This window comes from Kitasatospora sp. NPDC057965, assembly GCF_042887135.1.
Lineage (GTDB): Bacteria > Actinomycetota > Actinomycetes > Streptomycetales > Streptomycetaceae > Kitasatospora.
Genome location: NZ_JBHVPZ010000021.1, coordinates 21,393 through 39,750, shown reverse-complemented (window position 1 = coordinate 39,750; position 18,358 = coordinate 21,393). Strand labels below are relative to the sequence as shown.

At 74.5% G+C, this 18,358-nt stretch carries 15 protein-coding genes, 1 pseudogene and 1 riboswitch; of the genes and pseudogenes, 9 read left to right on the top strand and 7 right to left on the bottom strand.

The window, feature by feature from the left end:
* Window positions 1-170: 170 nt before the first annotated feature.
* Window positions 171-1,154, bottom strand: a complete 984-nt coding sequence (locus ACFVVU_RS25900) for a peptidoglycan DD-metalloendopeptidase family protein (RefSeq protein ID WP_387792459.1) — start codon at window positions 1,152-1,154, stop codon at window positions 171-173.
* 3 nt (window positions 1,155-1,157) lie between these two features.
* A riboswitch (cyclic di-AMP (ydaO/yuaA leader) is annotated at window positions 1,158-1,324 on the bottom strand.
* Window positions 1,325-1,552: 228 nt separating this feature from the next.
* On the opposite strand from ACFVVU_RS25900, the gene ACFVVU_RS25895 reads away from it, so the two are divergent.
* On the top strand, window positions 1,553-3,181 hold the full coding sequence (locus tag ACFVVU_RS25895) for an MFS transporter (RefSeq protein ID WP_380682305.1): 1,629 nt from the start codon (window positions 1,553-1,555) through the stop codon (window positions 3,179-3,181).
* A gap of 19 nt (window positions 3,182-3,200) precedes the next feature.
* On the opposite strand, the gene purB is transcribed toward ACFVVU_RS25895, so the two are convergent.
* Window positions 3,201-4,631 (bottom strand): adenylosuccinate lyase, encoded by a 1,431-nt coding sequence (purB, locus tag ACFVVU_RS25890; protein WP_380682304.1) that lies wholly within the window; start codon window positions 4,629-4,631, stop codon window positions 3,201-3,203.
* A 118-nt stretch (window positions 4,632-4,749) separates the two neighbouring features.
* Between purB and ACFVVU_RS25885 the strand changes: the two genes are divergently transcribed.
* On the top strand, window positions 4,750-6,975 hold the full coding sequence (locus ACFVVU_RS25885) for a HelD family protein (RefSeq protein ID WP_387792457.1): 2,226 nt from the start codon (window positions 4,750-4,752) through the stop codon (window positions 6,973-6,975).
* Here ACFVVU_RS25885 and ACFVVU_RS25880 read toward each other — a convergent pair.
* From ACFVVU_RS25880 to ACFVVU_RS25870, 3 genes are all read right to left on the bottom strand, one after another.
* Window positions 6,959-7,402, bottom strand: coding sequence for a MarR family transcriptional regulator (locus ACFVVU_RS25880; protein WP_355368972.1), 444 nt, complete (start codon window positions 7,400-7,402; stop codon window positions 6,959-6,961). The genes ACFVVU_RS25885 and ACFVVU_RS25880 overlap by 17 nt on opposite strands.
* Window positions 7,403-7,496: 94 nt before the next feature.
* Complete coding sequence (locus tag ACFVVU_RS25875; protein WP_355368974.1) at window positions 7,497-7,973, bottom strand: DUF3037 domain-containing protein; 477 nt, start codon at window positions 7,971-7,973, stop codon at window positions 7,497-7,499.
* Window positions 7,970-8,725 (bottom strand): HipA family kinase, encoded by a 756-nt coding sequence (locus tag ACFVVU_RS25870; RefSeq protein ID WP_387792455.1) that lies wholly within the window; start codon window positions 8,723-8,725, stop codon window positions 7,970-7,972. Before ACFVVU_RS25870 ends, ACFVVU_RS25875 begins: the two co-directional genes overlap by 4 nt.
* Before the next feature lie 190 nt (window positions 8,726-8,915).
* Here ACFVVU_RS25870 and ACFVVU_RS25865 point away from each other — a divergent pair, with 190 nt between their 5' ends.
* Entirely contained in the window at window positions 8,916-10,274 is a 1,359-nt protein-coding gene (locus tag ACFVVU_RS25865; RefSeq protein ID WP_380682300.1) for an NAD(P)/FAD-dependent oxidoreductase, read from the top strand.
* Window positions 10,275-10,341: 67 nt separating this feature from the next.
* Here ACFVVU_RS25865 and ACFVVU_RS25860 read toward each other — a convergent pair whose 3' ends face one another.
* On the bottom strand, window positions 10,342-11,706 hold the full coding sequence (locus ACFVVU_RS25860) for an aminotransferase class I/II-fold pyridoxal phosphate-dependent enzyme (protein ID WP_387792453.1): 1,365 nt from the start codon (window positions 11,704-11,706) through the stop codon (window positions 10,342-10,344).
* Between the two features lie 34 nt (window positions 11,707-11,740).
* Between ACFVVU_RS25860 and ACFVVU_RS25855 the strand changes: the two genes are divergently transcribed.
* The 6 genes from ACFVVU_RS25855 (at window position 11,741) to ACFVVU_RS25830 (ending at window position 17,493) form a co-directional block, all read left to right on the top strand.
* Window positions 11,741-12,424 (top strand): pyridoxamine 5'-phosphate oxidase family protein, encoded by a 684-nt coding sequence (locus ACFVVU_RS25855; RefSeq protein ID WP_387792452.1) that lies wholly within the window; start codon window positions 11,741-11,743, stop codon window positions 12,422-12,424.
* 12 nt (window positions 12,425-12,436) lie between these two features.
* The gene (locus ACFVVU_RS25850; protein ID WP_380687786.1) at window positions 12,437-13,099 is read left to right on the top strand and encodes an FMN-binding negative transcriptional regulator; all 663 of its coding nucleotides are present in this window, start codon (window positions 12,437-12,439) and stop codon (window positions 13,097-13,099) included.
* A gap of 119 nt (window positions 13,100-13,218) precedes the next feature.
* Complete coding sequence (locus tag ACFVVU_RS25845) at window positions 13,219-14,631, top strand: sugar porter family MFS transporter (protein WP_380687788.1); 1,413 nt, start codon at window positions 13,219-13,221, stop codon at window positions 14,629-14,631.
* 156 nt (window positions 14,632-14,787) lie between these two features.
* Window positions 14,788-15,489, top strand: a complete 702-nt coding sequence (locus ACFVVU_RS25840; RefSeq protein WP_387792451.1) for a dienelactone hydrolase family protein — start codon at window positions 14,788-14,790, stop codon at window positions 15,487-15,489.
* A gap of 72 nt (window positions 15,490-15,561) precedes the next feature.
* The gene (locus tag ACFVVU_RS25835; RefSeq protein ID WP_380687792.1) at window positions 15,562-16,851 is read left to right on the top strand and encodes an MFS transporter; all 1,290 of its coding nucleotides are present in this window, start codon (window positions 15,562-15,564) and stop codon (window positions 16,849-16,851) included.
* Between the two features lie 111 nt (window positions 16,852-16,962).
* Window positions 16,963-17,493, top strand: coding sequence for an HAD domain-containing protein (locus ACFVVU_RS25830; RefSeq protein ID WP_387792450.1), 531 nt, complete (start codon window positions 16,963-16,965; stop codon window positions 17,491-17,493).
* Here the strand turns inward: ACFVVU_RS25830 and ACFVVU_RS25825 are convergent.
* A pseudogene (locus ACFVVU_RS25825) lies at window positions 17,471-18,260 on the bottom strand (CPBP family intramembrane glutamic endopeptidase). The gene ACFVVU_RS25830 and the pseudogene ACFVVU_RS25825 overlap by 23 nt on opposite strands.
* Window positions 18,261-18,358 lie beyond the last annotated feature (98 nt).

The window sequence follows — 18,358 nt, the reverse complement described above, 5'->3', positions numbered from 1 at the left end:
GCCCGCGAGAGAGGTCTCGCGAGCCGGGCCGGCCGGACGGGCGTGTCCCGCGCCCGTCGGTCCGCTTGAGGTGCGGCGATCACCCGGTCGAGCGGTCACCCGACATGACCATTCCGGGAGAGTCGTTTCGCCCCGCACCCAGCGGTGGCGGGTGTGATCCGACCCGGGGGTCAGATCGAGACGCCGTGCGCCCGCAGGTAGGCGATCGGGTCGATGTCCGAGCCGTACTCCGAGCCGGTGCGGATCTCGAAGTGCAGGTGCGGGCCGGTCACGTTGCCGGTGGCACCGGAGAGGCCGATCTGCTGGCCGACGGTGACGGTCTGGCCGATCTTGACGCCGATCGAGGACAGGTGCGCGTACTGGGCGTACTTGCCGTCGGCGAGCTTGATCTCGACCTCGTTGCCGTAGGCGCCGCCGTTGCCGGCCTTCACCACGGTGCCGTTGGCGACGGCGCGCAGCGGGGTGCCGGTGGAGGCGACGAAGTCGGCGCCGGTGTGGTGACCGGAGGACCACATCGAGCCGGCCACGCCGTAGGCGGTGCCGAGCTTCGGGTTGGCCACCGGGGAGGTGTAGCCGGAAGTGGCGGCGACGACCGGGGTCGCGACCACCGGGGCGGTGAGCGGCTGGACGGCGGGCTTGCCGACCGGGACGGCCGGGGTGGTGGCCGGGGCGGCCGGCTTGGTGGCCGGAGCAGCCGGCTTGGTGGCCGGGGCGGCGTGCTTCGCGGCCGGAGCGGCCGACTTGGCGGCCGGGGCGGTGTGCTTCACGGCCGGCTTGGTGGCCGGAGCCACCTTGGTGCCGAGCGCGAGCTTCTGGCCCGGGAAGATGAGGTTCGGGTTGGCGCCGACGACCGAGCGGTTGTGCTCGTACAGCGCCTGCCAGCCACCGTCGACGTGCTTCGCGGCGGCGATCTTCGACAGGGTGTCCCCGCCGACGACCTTGTAGCTCTCCTCGACCGGGGCGGCCGGGGTGCTCTCAGCAGCCGGGGCGGCAGCCTGGGCGGCCGGAGCGGCGGGCTTCGCGGCCGGGACCTCGTGGGCCTGGGCGGTGACGGTGGTCACCAGCGGGAGGGCGAAGGCGGCACCGGTGACGGCGGTGGCGATGCCGATGCGAGCGGCGCGGGGCAGGGCGATACGACGAGCCTGTGCGGGCATGCGAAAGGTCCTCTCCGACGCCTGCGAGGTGAGCTGTCGGGTTCGGGCTGGAGTTGCCCGGCCGCCGATAAAGGCGGCTTCACCCCAAGCCGGACCGCGGGAAATACCGGTCCGGCGACTTACCTGTGGGTCCCCCGCTCCTGCCGTACAGAGTTCGTTGCGTACCACCGGGCAGCGGCAGGACTAGGCGTTCCACCCGGTGGCCACCCGGGCTGACGCCGGGCGGTCGCTGAACTAAAACTCATCCGTTCGGGTGAAGCAATGTCGATCTACGCGACCCGGGACCAAAGTCCGCATTGCCGTGACGCTCCGCTCGGAATGCATGCACAGTACGCACACAATCCATTGACGGTGCGCATGTGATCCGCAACCCTGCGCCCATATGAAAACCAGTACGTATGCGATCACTCACGGAGCGGCCACCACCCGACACACCCCCGGTGACCCTTGTCACGTGGGCCCCACGGGACGCACCATGGGCCGTGGCCACCTCCGAGGCCGGCACCCTGCGGTTGGGCACCGCGCAGGGTCGCTGGGTAGTTCTGGCAACGGTGCTCGGCTCCAGCATGGCGATGCTCGACGGGACCGTCGTGAACGTCGCACTGCCCCGGATCGGCGCCGATCTCGGCGCCCAACTCGACGCCCTGCAATGGACGCTCAACGCCTATCTGCTCACCCTGGCGGGCCTGATCCTGCTCGGCGGCGCACTGGGCGACCGCTACGGACGGCGCCGGATCTTCCTGCTCGGCGTGGTCTGGTTCGCCGCCGCCTCCGCGGCCTGCGCCGCCGCACCGAACATCCAGGTGCTGATCATCGCGCGCGCCGTGCAGGGAATCGGCGGCGCACTGCTCACCCCCGGCTCGCTGGCGATGCTCCAGGCGGTCTTCCACCCGGACGACCGTTCGGCGGCCGTCGGCCTCTGGTCGGGGTTCGGCGGGGTGTCGGCGGCGGTCGGCCCGCTGCTCGGCGGCTGGCTGGTGGACGGCCCCGGCTGGCGGTGGATCTTCCTGCTGAACCTGCCGCTGGCGGCACTGGTGGTGGCGGTGTCCGCCCGGCACGTACCGGAGAGCCGGGACGAGTCCGCGACCGGCCGATTCGACGTGCTCGGCGCGGTGCTGGCCGCCCTGGCGCTGGGCGCCGTCACCTACGCGCTGACCGCCGCCGGGAAGGGGCTGTCCCCCGTGGTCTGGGTCACCGGGGCGGCGGGCCTGCTGCTCGGATACGCCTTCATCGCCGTCGAGCGCCGCACCCCGGAGCCGATGCTACCGCTCGGCCTGTTCTCCTCGCGGTTGTTCACCGCCGTGAACCTGGTCACCCTCGCCGTCTACGCGGCGTTCAGCGGCGTCTTCTTCCTGCTCGTGGTGCAGCTGCAGATCGTCTCCGGCTTCTCCCCGCTGGTCTCCGGGCTGGCCCTGGTGCCGATCACCGTCATCATGCTGGTGCTGTCCGCCCGGGCCGGCCGGCTGGGCAAGCGGATCGGCCCCCGGCTGCCGCTCACCGTCGGCCCGATGCTCTGCGCGGTGGGCGTGCTGCTGATGCTGCGGATCGGTCCCGGCGCCTCGTACTGGACGGACGTGCTGCCCGCCGTCTCGGTGATGGGCTTCGGCATGGTGCTGCTGGTCGCACCGCTGACCGCCACCGTGCTGGCGGCGGTGGACGTGCGGCACGCGGGCATCGCCAGCGGGGTCAACAACGCCGCCGCCCGGGCGGCCGGCCTGCTGGCGGTCGCCGCGCTGCCCGCGCTGGCCGGCCTCAGCGGGGACGCCTACCGGGTGCCGCACGCCGTCGACTCAGCCTTCCGCACCGCGATGCTGATCTGTGCCGGGCTGCTGGTGGCCGGCGGGCTGACCGCGCTGCTCGCCGTCCACGGCAATGTGCTGGCCCCGGCGGACGAGCGCCCGGTGGCCGAACCGGACTGCCGCTACACCTGCCCCACCAACGGCCCGCCGCTCGACCCGGGGCACCCGGCCGCCGTCCCGGCCGAGCGCGGCGAGGGCCCCGCCGCCTCCTCGGCGACGGGACCCTGAGAAGAGCGCAGACGATCCGTCAGAGGATGTCGCCCGGCGCGTACTTGGCGGCCTCCGGGTACGCGGCCGCGACGGCCTCGATCCGGCGGACGACCTCGGCGACCTGCGCGCCGGCCGCACCGGTGAAGGACAGCCGGTCGGCCAGCAGCGCGTCCAGCGCGGCCCGGTCCAGCGGGATCCGCTCGTCGTTCGCCAGCCGGTCCAGCAGCTCGTTCTCCCGGGCGCCGGCCCGCATCGCGAGCGCCGAGGCGACGGCGTGCTCCTTGATGACCTCGTGCCCGGTCTCCCGGCCGACGCCCGCGCGCACCGCGCCCATCAGCACCTTGGTGGTGGCCAGGAACGGCAGGTAGCGGTCCAGCTCGGCCTCGATCACGGCCGGGAAGGCGCCGAACTCGTCGAGGACGGTCAGGAAGGTCTCCAGCAGGCCGTCGAAGGCGAAGAAGGCGTCCGGCAGCGCGACCCGGCGGACCACCGAGCAGGAGACGTCACCCTCGTTCCACTGGTCGCCGGCCAGCTCGCCGGTCATCGACGCGTAGCCGCGCAGGATCACGGCCAGGCCGTTGACGCGCTCGCAGGAGCGGGTGTTCATCTTGTGCGGCATCGCCGAGGAGCCGACCTGGCCCTCCTTGAAGCCCTCGGTCACCAGCTCGTGGCCGGCCATCAGGCGGATGGTCTTGGCCAGGCTGGACGGCGCGGCGGCCAGCTGGACGAGGGCGGTCAGCACCTCGAAGTCCAGCGAGCGCGGGTAGACCTGGCCCACGCTGGTGAGCACGTTGTCGAAGCCGAGGTGCGCGGCGACCCGGCGCTCCAGCTCGGCGAGCTTGTCGGTGTCGCCGCCGAGCAGGTCGAGCATGTCCTGGGCGGTGCCCACCGGGCCCTTGATCCCGCGCAGCGGGTAGCGGGCGATCAGCTCCTCCAGACGGCGGAAGGCGACCAGCAGCTCGTCCGCGATCGACGCGAAGCGCTTGCCCAGGGTGGTGGCCTGCGCGGCCACGTTGTGCGAGCGGCCGGCCATGACCAGCTCGGCGTGCTCGGCGGAGATCCGGCCCAGCCGGACCAGCACGGCGACGGTGCGGTCGCGCACGTGCTCCAGCGACTGCCGGATCTGCAGCTGCTCGACGTTCTCGGTCAGGTCCCGGGAGGTCATCCCCTTGTGGATCTGCTCGTGGCCGGCGAGGTCGCTGAACTCCTCGATCCGGGCCTTGACGTCGTGCCGGGTGACCCGCTCGCGGGCGGCGATGGAGGCGAGGTCGACCTGGTCGATCACCCGCTCGTAGTCGGCGACGGCGGTGGCGGGCACCTCGACACCGAGGTCCTGCTGGGCCTTCAGGACGGCGAGCCAGAGGTGGCGCTCAAGCACCACCTTGTGCTCGGGGGACCACAGCTGGGCCAGGGTCGCCGAGGCGTACCGGGAGGCCAGGACATTGGGGATCTGGGGCTTCGCGCTCACGCTTCGCAAGCCTAACAGCCGAGGTCAGCCGGAACGGCCCGGGCTCGGGTAGGCTGGGGCACTTGAGCCACCGTCAAATAGAGCCTCATGAACTCCTCACCGCAAGGATACCACACCCATGAACGGATCTCCAGCGGTTCCCCCTCGTCCGGCCGGAACGGACGCCCTCCTCGCCGAGGCGCTGCGCACCGAACAGGCCCGGCTGACCGGCCTCTACGCCCATCTGGACGCCGCCCGCGAGCGCGCCCGCCGGGCCCTCGCGGCGGCCGGCCGCGACGCCGGCCCGGGCGGCACCCACCAGGCCCGGCTGGAGCGCGAGCTGCGTGCCGCCGGGGCCGCCGGCCGGGCCGCCCGGCTGGAGGCCGTCGAGCGCGGCCTGTGCTTCGGCCGCCTGGACCACCGCGACGGCACCGTCCGCCACATCGGCCGGATCGGCCTCACCGACGAGCTGGACGAGACCTACGAGCCCGTGCTGGTCGACTGGCGCGCCCCCGCCGCCCGCCCGTTCTACACCGCCACCCCGGCCGACCCGGGCGATCTGGTCCGCCGCCGCCACCTGTACACCAGCGGCCGCACCCTGACCGGACTGGACGACGAGGCGCTCGACCTGGCCGGCCTGGACGAGGACGGCCGGCGCGGCCTGGTCGGCGAGGCGGCGCTGCTGGCCGCCCTCGACCGCGAGCGCACCGGCCGGATGGCCACCGTGGTCGCCACCATCCAGGCCGAGCAGGACCGGGTGATCCGCGCCCCGCTGCCCGGTGCCCTGGTCGTCCAGGGCGGCCCCGGCACCGGGAAGACGGTCACCGCCCTGCACCGCGCCGCCTATCTGCTCTACACCCACCGCGCGGTACTGGAGCGGCGCGGCGTCCTGGTGCTCGGCCCCAACCCGGCGTTCCTGCGCTACATCGACCAGGTGCTGCCCGCGCTCGGCGAGACCGAGGTGGTGCTGTGCACCGTCGGCGAGCTGTTCCCCGGTGTCCGGGCCACCGTCGAGGACGGGCCGGCCGCCGCGGTGGTCAAGGGCGGGCCGTGGATGGCGGACGTGGTGCGGCGCGCCGTCGAGGCCCACCAGCGGCTGCCCGCGGGCGACCTGCTGCTCGGCGAGCACCTGCGGCTGCCCCACCGGGTCTGCGCCGAGGCCAGGACGGCCGCGCGCGGACTGCGGGTGCCGCACAACCGGGCCCGCGGGTTCTTCCTGCGCACCCTGCTGGACGCCCTCGCGGTGGCGCAGGCGCTCTCCCTCGGCCGCCCGTACGACGACGAGGAGGCCCGCCACGCCCCGCGCGAGCTCTGGGAGCAGCCCGGGATCCGCGCCGAACTCGACTCCCTGTGGCCTGTTCTGACACCGCATCGGCTCGTCGACCGGCTGTTCTCCGACCCCGCCCTGCTGGCCGCCGCGGCCCCCGGTCTCTCCCCCGCACAGCGCGCCGCGGTGCAACGCCCGGCCGGCGCGCCGTGGACCACCGGGGACGTCCCGCTGCTCGACGAGGCGGCCGAACTCCTCGGCCAGGACGGCGCCGCGACCCGGGCCCGCTCCCGCGCCGCCGCACGGGCACTGGACGAGGAGCTGGCCTACGCCGAGGGCGTGCTCACCGTCACCGGCCAGCGGGAGGACGCCACCCTGGACGCCGGGCTGCTCGCCGAGCGCTTCCGCGACACCGGCCCGGACCTCACCACCGCCGAGCGCGCCGCCGCCGACCGCGAGTGGGCGTACGGGCACGTGGTGGTCGACGAGGCGCAGGAACTGTCCGCGATGGCCTGGCGCGCCGTGCTGCGCCGGGTGCCGACCCGCTCGCTGACCATCGTCGGCGACCTCGCCCAGACCGGTTCGCCGGCCGGGGCCCGCTCGTCCTGGGCCGAGATGCTGGACCGCGAACTGCCGGGCCGCTGGCGCGAGGAGCGGCTCACCGTCAACTACCGGACACCGGCCGCGATCATGGCACCGGCGGCGGCGGTGCTGCGCGCCCACTCCCCCGGCCAGGAACCGCCCGAGGCCGTCCGGCGGACCCCCGAGCGCCCGCGCCCGGTCCCCGTCCCGGACGGCGACTACGCCGCGGCCCTGGCCGCACTGCCCGCCGGCCCCGGCACCCTCGGGGTGATCGCCCCGGACGCCGTCGCCACCGCCCTGGGGGCGCTGACCGTCCGGGAGGCCAAGGGGCTGGAGTACGACGCGGTCGTCCTGGTCGACCCGGCCGGCCTGCTCGCCCAGGGCGCGGCGGACCTCTACGTCGCCCTCACCCGCGCGACCCGGCGCCTCACCCTGCTCCACCACACCCCGCTGCCGGCCGCCCTCGCGGGAACGGACGGTGCCCCGGGTCGCGCCGGGCCTACTGACGCCCGCTGAGCACCGGGAGGACGTGCAGGCAGATCGAGTGCAGCGCCGCACGCTGCTCGCCGCTGAGGCTCTCGAAGGCCTGGTGGGTGCGGCCCATCTCGCCGCGGATCCGCGCCAGGATCTCCCGGCCCTGCTCGCTGATGACCACGATCTTGACCCGTCGGTCGCCCGCCGAGGCCTCGCGGCGGGCCAGGCCCAGCGCCTCCAGCCGGTCGACGATGCCGGTCACGTTGGAGGCGTCACAGCCGAGCCGCCCGGCCAGCGCGCGCATCGGCACCGGCTCCTGGACGGCGCCGAGCGCCTTGGCCTGCGAGGAGGAGAGACCGTGCCGGGCCGCGGCGGCCGCGAAGTCCTGGAAGTACGCACCGCCGACGGCGGCCAGCGCCTCCATCAGCTCGGCGTTGGTCGGTACGGTCGTGGTCGTCGTCGAACCCATGAGGTCAGCCTACGACCGACTGCTTCAGTAACTCAAGATTTGAGCACGGCAAAGGTCCGGCGGCCAAACCGCCGGACCCGGGAGGCCGCCGCGCTCAGAGCACCAGCTGGTCGAACAGCCGCCGCAGCTCCGTCTCCGGATCGGCGGTCAGTCCGGTGTGCACCGGCCCCGGCTGCACCACCGCGCTGCGCGGGGCGGTGAGCCAGCGGAACCGCTGCCCCGGGCTGTCCGCCGCGGCCGGGCCGGCCTGCGGCCCGCCCGCGCAGACGGCCTCGATCCCCTGCAGCGCCCGCCGCACCGCGGACACGTCGGCGACCGGGTCCAGCGCCAGCAGCCGCGCCTGGTCGAGGTGGGTCCGCGCGGCCAGGTGGGAGCTCTGCCGGCAGTACAGCAGCACGCCCACGTTGACGCACTCGCCGCGCTCCACCCGGGGCACCGCCCGGATCACCGCGTACTCGTAGTCGTGCAGCTCGGCCCGGACCGGCGGCGCCGGATCGGCCGCCGCCGGGTCGGCGAGCCGCGACTCGGACAGACCGTGGCCGAACGGGTCGGACAGACGGAAGTCGGTCATGCGGACACCTCCGGAAGCCAGTCGCGCGGACCGGCCAGTCGCGCGGTCAGCTGGGCCCGGTACGCCGCGCGCACCGCCTCGGGCGAGTCGAACCCGGGCTCCTCCGCCAGCCAGACGTCCGGGATCTGCGCCACCGCCTCCTCGATCGCCGCCTCGGCCAGCGGGGCGAGCGCCTTGTCGGCCGCGAGCAGGTCCGGCTCCGCGCCCAGCAGCGCGTGGTCGGAGGCGTCGTACGGGCGGCGGATCCAGCCCGCGGCGCCCGCCCAGTGGTGGTGGAAGATCAGGCTCGCGCCGTGGTCGATCAGCCGCAGGCCGCCGGTGGCGACCAGCAGGTTGGGGTTGCGCCAGGAGCGGTCGACGTTGCCGATCAGCGCGTCGAACCAGAGCACCTGCCCGGCCAGCCCGGCGTCCACGTCGAAGCAGAGCGGGTCGAAGTTGAGCGCGCCGCTGACGAAGGCCATGCCCAGGTTGGTCCCGCCGCTGGCCCGCATCTGGTCCTGGATCTGCGGGTCCGGCTCGCTGCGGGCCAGCACCGGGTCCAGGTCGACGGTCACCAGCTCGGGCACCGGCAGGCCGAGCCGACGGCCGAGTTCACCGGCCAGCACCTCGGCGACCAGCGCCTTGCGGCCCTGGGCGGCACCGACCCACTTCAGGGCGTAGAGCCGCCGGTCATCGGCCTCGACCAGGCCCGGCATCGAGCCGCCTTCTCGCAGTGGCGTCACATAACGGACCGCCGTCACCTCGGGGAGCACGGCGGACAGCCTAGCGGGCATATGCACGGGGCGGGTGTCCCCCGGCGTGCTCGCCCGCCCGGGTCCTCCCGGTGGCAGCCCCGGCTGCTCCGTGCGAGTGTGGCGGACAGTAATCGGGGCACCCGACCACCACGGCCGGCAGCACTGTGCCGCGCCGTGCGGTACCGACCTGCACTGTGAGGGACGCACGATGGAACGAGCCCGGATCCTGATCGTGGGCGGCGGCTTCGCCGGACTGGAGTGCGCGCGCCGGCTGGAACGCAAGCTCTCCCCCGCGGAGGCGGAGATCTCCCTGGTCACCCCGTTCAGCTACCAGCTCTATCTGCCGCTGCTGCCGCACGTGGCGGCCGGTGTGCTCACCCCCCAGTCGGTGGCCGTCTCGCTGCGCCGCTCGCTGCGGCGCACCCACATCGTCCCCGGCGGCGCGATCGGCGTGGACCCGGCCTCCAAGGTCTGCGTGGTCCGCAAGATCACCGACGAGGTGGTGGCGCAGCGGTACGACTACCTGGTGCTGGCCCCCGGCAGCGTCACCCGCACCTTCGACATCCCCGGCCTGACCGACTACGCGCGCGGCATGAAGACGCTCGCCGAGGCGGCCTACGTCCGTGACCACGTGATCGCCCAGCTGGACCTCGCCTCGGCCACCCCGGACCAGAAGGAGCGCGAGTCCCGGCTGCAGTTCGTGGTGGTCGGCGGCGGCTACGCCGGCACCGAGACGGCCGCCTGCCTGCAGCGGCTCACCACGGCGGCCACCCACCGCTACCCGCGGCTGGACGCCCGGCAGGTCAAGTGGCACCTGATCGACATCGCGCCGAAGCTGATGCCCGAACTGGGCGACACCCTCGGCACCGCCGCCCTGGAGGTGCTGCGCGAGCGCGGCATCGAGGTGTCGCTGGGCGTCTCGGTGGCCGAGGTCGGCGCCGAGTCGGTCAAGTTCACCGACGGCCGGGTGCTGCCCTGCCGGACGCTGATCTGGACGGCCGGCGTCGCGGCCAGCCCGCTGATCGCCACCCTGGACGCCGAGACGGTGCGCGGGCGGATCGCGGTGACGGCGGAGATGCGGGTGCCGCAGTACGAGGGCGTCTTCGCGCTCGGCGACGCGGCCGCCGTGCCGGACCTCGCCAAGGGCGACGGCGCGGTCTGCCCGCCGACCGCCCAGCACTCGGCCCGCCAGGGCCGGGCGGTGGCCAACAACGTGATCGCGGCGCTGCGCAACCAGCCGCTGGAGCCGTACTACCACAAGGACCTGGGCCTGGTCGTGGACCTCGGTGGCAAGGACGCCGTCTCCAAGCCGGTCGGGGTGGAGCTGCGCGGCGTGCCGGCCCAGCTGGTGGCGCGCGGCTACCACCTGATGGCGATGCGCACCAATGTGGCGAAGTTCCGGGTCGGCGCCGGCTGGATGCTCAACGCGACCGCCGGGGACGACTTCGTGCGGACCGGCTTCCTCGCCCGCCAGCCCGCCCGGCTGCGCGACTTCGAGTACACCGATGCCTACCTGTCGAAGGACCAGGTCAGGGAGCACGCCCAGGCGCTGCTCGCCAAGGGCTGACCCGCCCCGGCCGGCCGCCCTCCCGACGTGACCACGCCGGGAGGGCGGCCGGCCGTCGGCGCCCCGGTCAGACCGGCCGCGACACCGTGCCGTCCGCGCCGGGCCCGGCGGTCCCGGCCGCCCCGCCCAGCACCGCCGCCAGGTCGTCGGCCAGCCGCCGGGCGTCCACCGGGTCGAGCCGCGCGACGGTGATCCGCAGCCCGGGCGGCGACTGCAGCCGGAAGCGCGCGCCGGGCGCCGCGACCCAGCCGCGCTGGACCAGCGCGGCGAGCGCGACGGCCTCGTCCGGCACCGGCACCCAGACGTTCAGCCCGCTCGCCCCGTGCGCCGCGATCCCCCGCTCGGCGAGCGCGCCGATCAGCGCCTCCCGGCGCGCCCGGTAGGCGGCGGCCACCCGGGCGACCGGCGCCGCGTCGGCGCGCCACAGCTCGGCCACCGTGTGCTGGAGCAGATGGCTGACCCATCCGGTCCCCAGCCGCTGGCGTCCGAGCACCCGTCCGACGGTGTCCGCGTCCCCGACCGCGACCGAGAGCCGCAGGTCCGGCCCGTACGCCTTGGCCGCCGAGCGCACCACGGCCCAGTGCGCCGACCCCGCGCCGGCCAGCGGGTGGTAGGGCTGGTCGACGATGCCCTGGCCGTGGTCGTCCTCGATCAGCAGCACGTCCGGACGGCCGGCCAGCACCGCGCGCAGTTCGGCGGCCCGCCCGGCGGTGAGGGCGGCGCCGGTCGGGTTCTGCGCCCGGCTGGTGACGACCACCGCCCGCGCGCCGGCCTCCAGCGCCTCGGTGAGCGGGCCGGGCAGCGGGCCCGCGTCGTCGAGCCTCACCGGCAGGGTGCGCAGGCCGAGCGCCGCCAGCAGGTCGAGCAGGCTGCCCCAGCCCGGGTCCTCGACGGCGACGGCGTCACCGGGGCGCAGCCGGGTGGCGAGGATCCGCTCGATGGTGTCCAGCGCGCCGGAGGCGACGGCGAGCGGCCCGGACGGCAGGCCGTCGGCGGCGAAGGCCGCGCCGGCCAGGGCGAGCAGCTCCGGCTCGGCGGCCGGGTCGCCGTAGCGGACCGGGGCGCGGCGGGCGGCCTCGGCGGCGGACGCGAGGGCGGCGGTGAGGTCGGGCAGCAGCGCCGGGTCGGGGTTGCCGTCGGAGAGGTCGCGGGCGTGCGCCGGGACGGGCAGGCGGAGCTGGTCGCGCGGGGTGTGGGCGGGGCGCGGGCGGATCCGGCTGCCCTTGCGGCCGGCGGTCTCGATCACACCGCGGTCGCGCAGCAGCCGGTAGGCGGCGGCCACCGTGTTGGGGTTGACGCCGAGCTCGGCGGCGAGGTCGCGCAGCGGCGGCAGTGGTGTCCCGGGGGCGAGGTGGCCGGTGCTGACGCCCCGCTCGACCTCGGCCGCGATATCGCTGGCACGCCGTCCGGTGATCCGATACTCTCCTAGCACAAAATGAATTATGCACTAGTACATAGAGGTTGTCATGTCGACCACGCCGAACGGTGACACGTCCTACCCGCGAACCCCGCGCACCACGCCCACCCGCTACAAGGACCGCGCCAGCTGGGAGCGTGAGGCGATCCACGCGGTCCTGGACGCCACCTACCTCTGCCACCTCGGCTTCGTGGCCGACGGGGCGCCGGTGGTGCTGCCCACCATCCACGCCCGGGTCGGCGACCGCCTCTACCTGCACGGCTCCACCGGCAGCCGGCCGCTGCGCGGGGCCAAGGGCGCGCAGGGCCTGCCGGTCTGCGTCACCGTCACCCTGGTCGACGCCCTGGTGCTGACCAAGTCGGCGTTCAACCACTCGGTCAACTTCCGCTCGGTGGTGGCCCACGGCACCGCGCACCAGGTCACCGACCCCGAGGAGCTGACGGTCGCGCTGGACGCCCTGGTCGACCAGGTGGTCCCGGGCCGCTCCGCCGAGGTGCGCCCGGCCAACGCCAAGGAACTGGCCGCCACCGCGGTGATCCGCCTGGACCTCGACGAGGTCTCCGCCAAGAGCAGGGCGGACCTCGCCCAGGACGACCCCGAGGACCTCGCCCTGCCGCACTGGGCCGGCGTCGTCCCGGTCACCACCGGCTACGGCGCGCCCGTGCCGGACGCCTCCACCGCCGTCCCGCTGCCCGCCAACCTCGCCGCGCTCACCGGCGCGCCCGACGCCTGACCGGAGGCCCCGATGCTGATCCGCCCCTGGGACCGCGGCGACGACGACGAGTGGCGCGCCTGGCTCGCCGAGGGCCGCGACTTCGGCCTGCTCGCCGCCAACGGCGGGCCGGGCCGCGGCCCCGTGCTCGTCCCCACCCACTTCCTGCTGGACGCCGACCGCGGCGAGATCCTGGTCCACCTGGCCGCCCCCAACCCGCTGCTGTCCGCCGTCCGGGCGGACCCGGAGGTCACCCTCGCGGTCACCGACGACTACGCCTACGCCCCCGGCCACTGGCGCGCCGCTCCCGGCACCCCGACCAGCCTCTACGCCTCCGTGCAGTTCCACGCCACCGCCGCGCTCGTCGAGGACGCGGCCGGCAAGGCCGAGATCCTCAACCGCCAGCTGGCCCACTTCCAGCCGGAGAGCCCCGGGTTCCGGGTGGCCCCGGGCGAGGGCGAGCTCGGCCGGCTGCTCCCGGGCCTGACCGGGCTGCGGCTGACGGTCCACGAGGTGCGCGCCAAGTTCAAGTACGACGACAAGAAGCCGGCCGCCGAGCAGTACGCCCTGGCCGAGCGGCTCGCCGAGCGCGCCCGCCCGCTGGACGCCGGCGCCCGCGCCCAGCTGCTGCGCCGCAACGCGCGCCGTACGGCGCGCACCGCACCCCCCGCGCCGGGGAACCGCTCCTCCAGCTGACGCCCCGTCACCCGTTCGGCTCAGCCACCGCGACGCGCACCCCCCGGCGCTGATCGAATGTGAGACGAACCCTGCCCGCTCGGCCGTGCGGACGGGACCGTCGACCCCGGGGAGCGCGCGTGTCCAGGACCCACACCCATCCGGCTTCCGGCGAGGCGCATCTCGGGCACGTCGTGTTCATCTCCGCCGCCGCCGCGATGGGCGGCTTCCTGTTCGGCTACGACAGCGCGGTGATCAACGGCGCGGTCACCGGCATCCAGAAGCACTTCCAGGTGGGCCACGGCACGACCGCGTTCGTGGTGGCCGTCGCACTGCTCGGCTCGGCCGCCGGCGCGGTGGCGGCCGGGCGCCTCGCCGACCACCTCGGCCGGGTGCGCACCATGCTGCTGGCCGCGTTCCTCTTCGCGGCCAGCGGCATCGGCTCGATGTTCCCGCCGAACATCGAGGTGCTGGCCACCTGGCGGGTGGTCGGCGGCGTGGCGATCGGCATCGCCTCGGTGATCGCCCCGACCTACATCGCCGAGGTCGCCCCGACCGCCTACCGGGGCCGGCTGGCCTCGTTCCAGCAGATGGCGATCGTGCTCGGCATCACCGTCTCCCAGCTCGCCAACTACGCGCTCAACCAGGCCGCCGGCGGCGAGTCCACCGGCCACCTCGGCGGCATCCAGGCCTGGCAGTGGATGCTCGGGGTGGAGGCGATCCCGGCGCTCGTCTACGGGCTGATGGCGCTGGCGATCCCGGAGTCGCCGCGCTACCTGATCGCCGACCACCGGGAGGAGCAGGCCCGCCGGGTGCTGCTGGAGGTCGAGGGCCAGGACGTCGACCTCGACGCCCGGGTGGCCGAGATCCGCGCGGTGCTGGAGTCCGCCCGCAAGCCGCGGCTCAAGGACCTGCTGGACGGCCGGCTCGGTCTGCTGCCGATCGTCTGGGTCGGCATCGGCGCCTCGGTGTTCCAGCAGTTCGTCGGCATCAACGTGATCTTCTACTACTCCTCCTTCCTGTGGCAGTCGGTCGGCATCAACGAGTCCAACTCGCTGCTGATCAGCCTCTCCACCTCGATCATCAACGTGATCGGCACGGTGGTCGCGATGGCCCTGGTCGACCGGATCGGCCGCAAGCCGCTCGCACTGGCCGGCTCGATCGGCATGGCCGCCGCGCTGGGCACCGCCGCCTGGGCGTTCTCCTACCGGGAGGGCACCGGCGACACCGCGACCCTGGACAACACCCACGCGGTGGTCGCGCTGGTCGCCGCGCACGTCTTCGTGTTCTGCTTCGCCTTCTCCTGGGGCGTGGTGGTCTGGGTTCTGCTCGGCGAGATGTTCCCCAACCGGATCCGCGCGCTCGCCCTGTCCGTCGCCGCCTCCGCCCAGTGGATCGCCAACTGGGCGATCACCGTCAGCTTCCCCGACCTCGCCGACTGGAACCTGTCGGCGACGTACGTCATCTACGCGGTCTTCGCACTGCTCTCCATCCCCTTCGTGGCCTTCTGCATCAAGGAGACCAAGGGCCGGGCCCTGGAGGAGATGGGCTGAGCCCGCCCCGGCCGCGCACCACCGGACCTCCCCGCACCACCGGACCTCCCCGTACCACCGGCCTCCGCACCACCGGCCCCCCGCACCACCGGCCCCCCGCACCACCGGCCCCCGACCCGCCGCCGCGCCCGGCGGCCCGTCCCCCGAGAGGAAGCCATGCCTGACCAGGGCGGCTCCCGGCAGAACGTGACCTTCCCGAGCAACGGCCGCGAGGCCCACGGCTACCTGGCCCGCCCGCCGCAGGGCGTCGGTCCCGGCCTGGTGGTGGTCCAGGAGTGGTGGGGCCTCACCCCGTACCTGGCCGGCGTGGCCGACCGGTTCGCCGCCGAGGGCTTCACCGTCCTCGCGCCGGACCTCTTCGGCGGCGCGACCACCCACGACAGCGCCGAGGCGGCCCGGCTCAAGCGCGCGCTGCCGGTCGAGGGGGCGGTGCGTGACCTGCGCGGCGCGGTCGACCTGCTGCTCGGCCTGGAGGGCGTGGTCGGCGACGCCGTCGGCGTGGTCGGCTTCTGCATGGGCGGCGGCTTCGCCCTGCTGCTGGCCGCCGCCGAGGGTGACCGGGTGGCCGCGGCGGTCCCCTTCTACGGCCTGCCGCCCGACCCGGACTTCGAGTACCGGGGCCTGACCGCCCATGTGCTCGGCCACTTCGGCGAGCACGACCGCTCGATCCCGATGGCCGCCGTGGACGAGGCCGCGATCCGGATCGGCGAGGCCACCGACGTCCGTCCGGAGATCCACTTCTACCCGGCCGGTCACGCCTTCATGAACGAGGAGAACCTGCTCGGCAGCTACGACCCGCTGCAGGCGGAGATCGCCTGGCGGCGCACCCTGACCTTCCTCTGGGGCCACCTCGGCTGACGCCCGCGGCCGTGCCCCGGCGGCCCGGAATATCGGATGGACACGGACGGTCCGCCCCGGCATAGTCACGAGGTGCAGAGCCAACCACCCCCTCCGCCCACCACCCGCCTCGCCTGGGCGAGCCGCAACTTCCGGATCCAGACGGCCGCCACCGTGGTCAGCGGCCTCGGCAACGCCGGCGCCCCGATCGCCATCGCCTTCGCCATCCTGGACAGCGGGGGCTCCACCGGCGATGTCGGCTACGTCACCGCCGCGCGGTTGCTGCCGACCGTCCTGCTGCTGGTGGTCGGCGGCGCCCTCGCCGACCGCCTGCCGCGCCACCACGTCATGGTCGCCGCCAACGTGTTCAGCGCCGTCTTCCAGGGTGCCCTCGCCCTCCTGGTACTGACCGGCGACCCCGCCCTCTGGCAGCTGATGCTGCTCTCCGCGGGTGCCGGCGCCGGCTACGCGTTCTACTCCCCCGCCGCCGGCGGCATGATCCTGGAGAGCGTCGCCCCCGAACACGCCGCCCGAGCCTTCTCGGTGTACCGGATGGGCTTCAACGGCTCGCAGATCGGCGGCGCCGCACTCGGCGGCGCGCTGACCGCCGCCGTCGGCGCCGGCTGGGTGCTCGCCCTGGATGCGGTCTGCTTCCTGGCCGCCGCCGCGCTGCGCTTCCTGCTGGAGCCGCAGGCCCCCACCGCCCCGGCCGGGGGCGGCGGCATGCTCCGCGACCTGCGCGAGGGCTGGCAGGAGTTCTCCTCCCGCCGCTGGCTCTGGGTGATCGTCCTGCAGTTCGCCGTGCTGGTCACCTGCGTCGGCGCGGTCGAGGCGGTGTACGGCCCGGCCGTCGCCAAGGAGCGGCTCGGCGGCGCCCGGGACTGGGGCCTGGCGATGGCGGCCTACGGCGTCGGCCTGGTCGTCTCGGGCGTACTGATGGCCCGCTGGCAGCCGCGCCGGATCCTGCTGGTCGGCAACTGGGGCGTCTTCCTGTTCGGCATGCCCGCGGTCGCCCTCGCGGCGTCCGCCCCGCTGCCGGTGCTCTGGGCGGCGATGTTCCTCTCAGGCGTCGGCGTCACCGTCTTCAGCGTCAACTGGATGATCGCGCTGCAGCAGGAGATCCCGCCGGAGGCGTTCTCCCGCGTCACCGCCTACGACGAACTGGGCTCGCTCTCGCTGGCACCGCTCGGCACCGCGCTCGCCGGCCCGGTCGCCGACCGGCTCGGTCTGTCCGGCGCGCTCTGGTCCTGCGCGGCGATCTCGCTGGTGCTCAGCGCCGCCGTGCTGCTGGAACCGGAGGTCCGCCGGCTCTCCCGGCGCCGGCCCGCCCCCGACCCGGAGCCCTCCGCCGACGCGCTCCCCACCCCGACCGTCACCGGCTGACACCGCCCGCACGCACCCCGTGCGCCCCTGTGTGCGCCCTCCGGCGGGAAACCGCCGGAGGGCGCGGCACGTCCGAGCAGGTGACGACGGATGAGACCAGGGGGACACCCGATGCCCAAGCCACTGCTGTTCCTGGACGTGGACGGCGTGCTCAACCCGGTCTGCCCCGGCCCCGAGGCCGACTTCGACGCCCACACCCTGTTCGGCTACACCGTGCTGCTCTCCGCCCGGCACGGCGCCTGGCTGCGCGAGCTCGCCCACACCTACGAACTCGTGTGGGCATCGACGTGGGAGGAGCATGCCAACACCCACATCGCCCCGGCGATCGGCCTGCCCGAGCTGCCCTTCGTCCGCTTCACCGGCTACCTCCCGCAGCCCGGCGACCCGCGCGTGCCGCTGATGGAACTGCTCTCCGCCCGCAAGTGGGCACCCCTGCTGCGGTACGCGGCCGGCCGCCCGTTCGCCTGGGTCGACGACGTCATCCCACCCCGGCTGGTCCGCAACTCGTTCTGGCGCCGCGACCGCGTGCTGCTGACGATCGACCCCGGCCAGGGCCTCGAACGCCACCACGTCGACCGGCTGCTGTCCGGCCCGCCGCGCCCCGGGCCGCTGCCCCGGGTCAGCCCGTGGGCAGCCAGCTGACGTGCCCGGCGAGCAGCGCGTACCCGACGAACGCCACCGTGTCGATCAGCGCGTGCGCCACCACCAGCGGCATCACCCGCCCCCACCGCCGGTAGAGCAGGCAGAACACCGCGCCCATCACCATGTTGCCGACCAGCCCCCCCGACCCCCTGGTACAGGTGGTACGAGCCGCGCAGCAGCGAGCTCGCCACCAGCTGCGCCGGCCACGACCAACCCAGCTGCCCCAGCCGGCGCAGCAGGTAGCCGAGGACGACGACCTCCTCCAGGATCGCGTTCTGCCAGGCCGACAGCAGCAGCACCGGGATCCGCCACCAGACGTCCGGCAACCCGGACGGGGCGACCGTCAGGTTGTAGCCGGCCGCCTGCGAGACCAGGTAGAGCGCCAGCCCCGAGCCGCCGATCGCCGCCGCGACGGCCGCGCCGCGGCCGAGGTCGGACAGCTTCCGCCGGAGGTCGAAGCCGAGCACCCGCAGCGCCGCGCCCTCGCGCACCAGCAGATAGCCGACGAGCGCGACCGGCATCAGCCCGCGCCCGATGTAGTAGAGCTGCCAGACCAGGTCCAGCCAGGGCCGGCCGGGGGCGCGCGAGCCGTTCAGGGTGGCCACCTGCTGGCCCAGCTTCACCGTCTCGGTGAGCGAGCCGGTGAAGCTGATCAGGGCGCTGATGCCGCTCGCCCCGAGCGAGAGGCCGAGGACGATCAGCAGCTCCGCCCCGAGCAGGCGGCGGGTCGGCTTCGCGGTCTCCGGTACGGTCGGGACGGTCGTCACGGGGGTGCTCCAGCACGGGCGGCGGACGGGCGGCGGACGGACGGCGCTCCGGCGCCGGCGGGCGGCCGTCGGCGGACCGGAGCGATCATCCTTCCACA

What these genes read in the sequence shown, in the direction of transcription:
- ACFVVU_RS25830 (WP_387792450.1), top strand. Translation starts at nt 16,963, where the DNA reads ATGCCCAAGCCACTGCTGTTCCTGGACGTGGACGGCGTGCTCAACCCG.
- ACFVVU_RS25855 (WP_387792452.1), top strand. Translation starts at nt 11,741, where the DNA reads ATGTCGACCACGCCGAACGGTGACACGTCCTACCCGCGAACCCCGCGC.
- ACFVVU_RS25865 (WP_380682300.1), top strand. Translation starts at nt 8,916, where the DNA reads ATGGAACGAGCCCGGATCCTGATCGTGGGCGGCGGCTTCGCCGGACTG.
- ACFVVU_RS25885 (WP_387792457.1), top strand. Translation starts at nt 4,750, where the DNA reads ATGAACGGATCTCCAGCGGTTCCCCCTCGTCCGGCCGGAACGGACGCC.
- ACFVVU_RS25875 (WP_355368974.1), bottom strand. Translation starts at nt 7,973, where the DNA reads ATGACCGACTTCCGTCTGTCCGACCCGTTCGGCCACGGTCTGTCCGAG.
- ACFVVU_RS25850 (WP_380687786.1), top strand. Translation starts at nt 12,437, where the DNA reads ATGCTGATCCGCCCCTGGGACCGCGGCGACGACGACGAGTGGCGCGCC.
- ACFVVU_RS25900 (WP_387792459.1), bottom strand. Translation starts at nt 1,154, where the DNA reads ATGCCCGCACAGGCTCGTCGTATCGCCCTGCCCCGCGCCGCTCGCATC.
- ACFVVU_RS25880 (WP_355368972.1), bottom strand. Translation starts at nt 7,402, where the DNA reads ATGGGTTCGACGACGACCACGACCGTACCGACCAACGCCGAGCTGATG.
- ACFVVU_RS25840 (WP_387792451.1), top strand. Translation starts at nt 14,788, where the DNA reads ATGCCTGACCAGGGCGGCTCCCGGCAGAACGTGACCTTCCCGAGCAAC.
- ACFVVU_RS25895 (WP_380682305.1), top strand. Translation starts at nt 1,553, where the DNA reads ATGCGATCACTCACGGAGCGGCCACCACCCGACACACCCCCGGTGACC.